Consider the following 3,908-nt stretch of genomic DNA (forward strand, 5'->3'; position numbering starts at 1 on the left):
CCAGTCGCTCGTGGAGCCCGGCGGGCACGGTCAGGTCGACCACGCCGCCCACGTGCGAGGCGCGGGTGGGACGCGGCCGGTCGACCGGGACCTCCCCCGGCGGCGGTCCGGTGCGCAGCCACAGCGGACTGCGGCTGTTGCCGGACGCGGACCTGACCGAGGTCGGGGCGGTGCACACCCTGCTGGTTCCCGGCGGGATGGACACCGAGCGCCCGGACCCGGCCCTGGTGGCACGGATCCGGGAGCTGGCCGGACGGGCCGAGCGGGTGGTGTCGGTGTGCACCGGCGCCTTCCTGCTCGCCGAGGCCGGGCTGCTGGCCGGACGCCGGGCGACCACCCACTGGGCCTACGGCGAGGAACTGGCCCGGCGGTTCCCGGACGTCGAGGTGGACCCGGACCCGATCCACGTCCGGGACGGGCGGATCGCCACCTCGGCCGGGGTCACCGCCGGGATCGACCTGGCGCTGGCCCTGGTGGAGGAGGACCTCGGGCGCGAAACGGCCCTGCTGGTCGCCCGCCACCTGGTGGTCTTCCTGCGCCGGCCGGGCAACCAGGCCCAGTTCAGCACCCAGCTGGCCGCCCAGGTGGCGGCCCGGCGGCCGCTGCGCGAGGTGCAGCGGTGGATCGCCGAGCACCCGGAGGCCGACCTCTCGGTCGAGGCGCTGGCCGGCCGGTCGGCGCTGTCGCCGCGGCACTTCGCCCGGGCCTTCGCCGCCGAGGTGGGGGTGACCCCCGGCCGGTACGTGGACGGGGTCCGGCTGGAGGCCGCCCGGCGGCTGCTGGAGGACACCGACGACGGCATCGAGGAGATCGCGCGCTCCTGCGGCTACGGCACCCCGGAGGCGATGCGGCGCGCCTTCGTCCGGGCCCTGGCCGCCCCGCCCGCCGAGTACCGACGCCGCTTCCGACCCGAACCCACCGGAGGTCACTGATGCGCATCGCCATCCTGCTCTACCCCGAGTTCACCACCCTGGACGCGGTCGGCCCGTACGAGGTGCTGTCCCGGATCCCCGGCGCCGAGGTGGTGTTCACCGCCGCCGAACGGGGGCCGGTGCGCAACGACCTCGGCAGCCTGGCGCTCGTCGCGGACGCCGCCCTGGACGAGGTGGACTCGGCCGACCTGCTGCTGGTGCCCGGCGGGCCCGGGACGGAGGCCCAGCTGACGGACCGGGCCGTGCTCGACTGGGTGCGCCGGGTGGACGCGACCACCACCTGGACCACCTCGGTCTGCTCCGGCTCGCTGATCCTGGGCGCCGCCGGGCTGCTCAAGGGCCGCCGGGCCACCAGCCACTGGGGCGTCCTGGACCGGCTGCCCCGCTACGGGGCGGAGCCGACCGGGGCGGAGCGGGTCGTCATCGACGGCAAGTACGCCGTCGCCGCCGGGGTCTCGGCCGGGATCGACCTCGCCCTGACGCTGGCCGGCGTGATCAGCGGGGACACGACCGCGCAGGCGATCCAGCTGCTGATCGAGTACGACCCGCAGCCGCCGTACGCGTCGGGCTCCCTGGCGAAGGCGTCCCCCGAGGTGGTCGAGGCGGTCAACCGGCTGATGGTGCGCTAGAGCCGACGGCCGCGTCCCGCCGGGGCGGGAAGGCGTGGCGGCGGGCGGCGGCGGCCACGGCGAGGACGGGGAGCATCAGCGCGAGCACCGTCCAGGGCAGGGCGCCGGTGCCCAGGCCGCTCAGGACCAGGCCGCCGACCACGCCGCCGCCCGCCATCGCGGCGTTCCACAGGGTCACCAGGACGGCCTGGGCGGCGTCCGCCCGCTCCCCGCCCGCGTCGCCGAGCGCGGTCTGGAGCAGGGTCGGGACGCCGCCCCAGCCCAGGCCCCAGAACAGCGCCGCGACGTACACCGGCGGCGCGCCGCCGGACCGCACCGCGAGGACGGCCGCCGTCAGCGCGACCAGCAGCGCGGCGCCGATCGTCAGCTGCCGCAGCCGGCGGTGGATGTGCGCGCCGATCAGCCAGACGCTCGCCAGCGAGGCCAGCCCGAAGACCAGCAGCACGGTGCCGGTGGCGCCGCCGAGGCCGGCCCGGTCCAGGAAGGGCGCGATGTAGGTGAACAGGATGGTGTGCGCGAGCACGAAGAGCACCGTCACGGTGAGCACCGGCCGCACGCCGGGCACGGCGAGCGCCCCGCGGACCGGCGCCCGCTCACCGGCCGGCTGCCCGGGCTGGTCCGGCAGCAGCGCCGCGATCCAGCCGATCACGCCGACCGCCAGGGCCGTCATGGCCAGGAAGGGCACCCACCAGGCGAGCACCTGCCCCAGGAAGGTGCCGACCGGCACTCCCAGCGACAGCGCCACCGGCACGCCCGCCATCGCCACCGCCATGGCCCGCCCCTGCTGCTCGACCGGCACCAGCCGGCGCGCGTACCCCGCGAGCAGGGCCCAGGCCAGGCCGGCCGCGACGCCCGCGAGGAAGCGGGCGGCCAGCGTGAGCGGATAGCTGGTGGAGACCGCGGTGACGGTGTTGGCGACCGCGAAGCCCGCCATCGCGGAGAGCAGCAGCCGCTTGCGGCCCCAGCCGGCGGTGGCCGCGCTGAGCGGGATCGCGGTGACGGCGGAGCCGATCGCGTAGACGGTGACGGTCTGCCCGGCCGCGGACTCGCCGACCCCGAGCGCCTCGCTCATCCCGGGCAGCACGCCGGCGGGCAGGTTCTCGGTGAGACCGGTGACGAAGACGGCGGTGGCCAGGGCGAGCAGGGCGGACAGGGGAAAGGGCTTGCGGGGTACCGGGGTTGTGAGCTGTGTGGTCGCCATGGGGACCATGCTCGGACCTCACACCGGTGTCAGGTTCAAGCATGGCCCCGAAGGCGTCGACTCGCGGGGGCGTCCGGGCCGGCGGAGCGTCCGGGTCAGCGCCCGAAGTAGCCGTTGAAGTTCTTGGAGAACTCCTGGCCGCCGAACCGGTCCCAGTTGATCGACCAGGTCATCAGTCCGCGCAGGTTCGGCTGCGCGCCCGAACGCGGCACGTACGTCCCGCAGTTGGCCAGCTTGGTCAGGCAGTCGAGCGCCTTGTTCACCTCGGCCGGGGCGACGTAGCCGTTGCCCGCGTTGGTGGTGGCCGGCATGCCGATGGCGACCTTGGAGGCGGGCAGCGCCGGGAACACGTTGTTGGTGTTGCCCGCCACCGGGAAGCCCTTGAGCAGCATGTCGGTCATCGCGACGTGGAAGTCGGCGCCGCCCATCGAGTGGTACTGGTTGTCCAGGCCCATGATGGAGCCGGAGTTGTAGTCCTGGACGTGCAACAGGGTGAGGTCGTCGCGCAGCGCGTGGATGACCGGCAGGTACGCCCCGGCCCGCGGGTCCTGGCCGCCCCAGGGGCCCGATCCGTAGTACTGGTAGCCGAGTTGGACGAAGAAGGTCTCCGGCGCCATGGTCAGCACGAAGCCCGGACCGTACTTGGCCTTGAGGGTCTTCAGCGCGGAGATCAGGTTGACGATGACCGGGCTGGTCGGGTTCTTGAAGTCGGTGTCACCGGTGTTGAGGGAGAGCGAGTGCCCCTCGAAGTCGATGTCCAGGCCGTCCAGGCCCCACTTGTCGATGATCGCCGAGACGGAGCCGACGAAGGTGTCCCGGGCGGCGGTGCTGGTCAGCTGGACCTGGCCGTTCTGGCCGCCGATCGAGATCAGCACCTTCTTGCCCTGGGCCCGCTTGGCGGCGATGGCGGCCTTGAACTCGTCGTCCGACTCGACGCCCGGGCACTCGGTGGCCGGGCAGCGGTTGAAGCGGATGTCGCCGGAGGTGACGGAGGTGGGCTCGCCGAAGGAGAGGTTGATGAAGTCCCAGGAGTTCGGGACGTCGGCCATCCGGGTGTAGCCGGCGCCGTTGGCGAAGCTCGCGTGCAGGTAGCCGACCAGGGTGTGGCTGCCGGCGGGCGGGCTGGTGGGCGTGCCCGTGGGGGTC

At 74.2% G+C, this 3,908-nt stretch carries 4 protein-coding genes; 2 read left to right on the plus strand and 2 right to left on the minus strand.

Annotated elements, in window-relative coordinates:
• On the plus strand, nt 1–932 hold a 932-nt coding region (locus tag ACIQOV_RS31445; RefSeq protein ID WP_401054060.1), incomplete at its 5' end, for a GlxA family transcriptional regulator.
• On the plus strand, nt 932–1,561 hold the full coding sequence (locus ACIQOV_RS31450) for a DJ-1/PfpI family protein (RefSeq protein WP_401054061.1): 630 nt from the start codon (nt 932–934) through the stop codon (nt 1,559–1,561). The genes ACIQOV_RS31445 and ACIQOV_RS31450, both read left to right, overlap by 1 nt.
• Here ACIQOV_RS31450 and ACIQOV_RS31455 read toward each other — a convergent pair.
• Both ACIQOV_RS31455 and ACIQOV_RS31460 read right to left on the minus strand, forming a co-directional pair.
• Entirely contained in the window at nt 1,539–2,762 is a 1,224-nt protein-coding gene (locus ACIQOV_RS31455) for an MFS transporter (protein ID WP_401054062.1), read from the minus strand. The two genes, ACIQOV_RS31450 and ACIQOV_RS31455, sit on opposite strands and share 23 nt — an antisense overlap.
• Nucleotides 2,763–2,857: 95 nt before the next feature.
• The coding region (locus tag ACIQOV_RS31460) for a chitinase (protein ID WP_401054064.1) at nt 2,858–3,908 on the minus strand (1,051 nt) is incomplete at its 5' end.

The organism is Kitasatospora sp. NPDC091257, from assembly GCF_044757675.1.
In the GTDB taxonomy this organism is placed as follows: domain Bacteria; phylum Actinomycetota; class Actinomycetes; order Streptomycetales; family Streptomycetaceae; genus Kitasatospora; species Kitasatospora lactacystinica.

Excerpts from the sequence above, each read along its gene's own strand:
- ACIQOV_RS31450 (WP_401054061.1), top strand. The coding sequence starts at position 932 with ATGCGCATCGCCATCCTGCTCTACCCCGAGTTCACCACCCTGGACGCG.
- ACIQOV_RS31455 (WP_401054062.1), bottom strand. The coding sequence starts at position 2,762 with ATGGCGACCACACAGCTCACAACCCCGGTACCCCGCAAGCCCTTTCCC.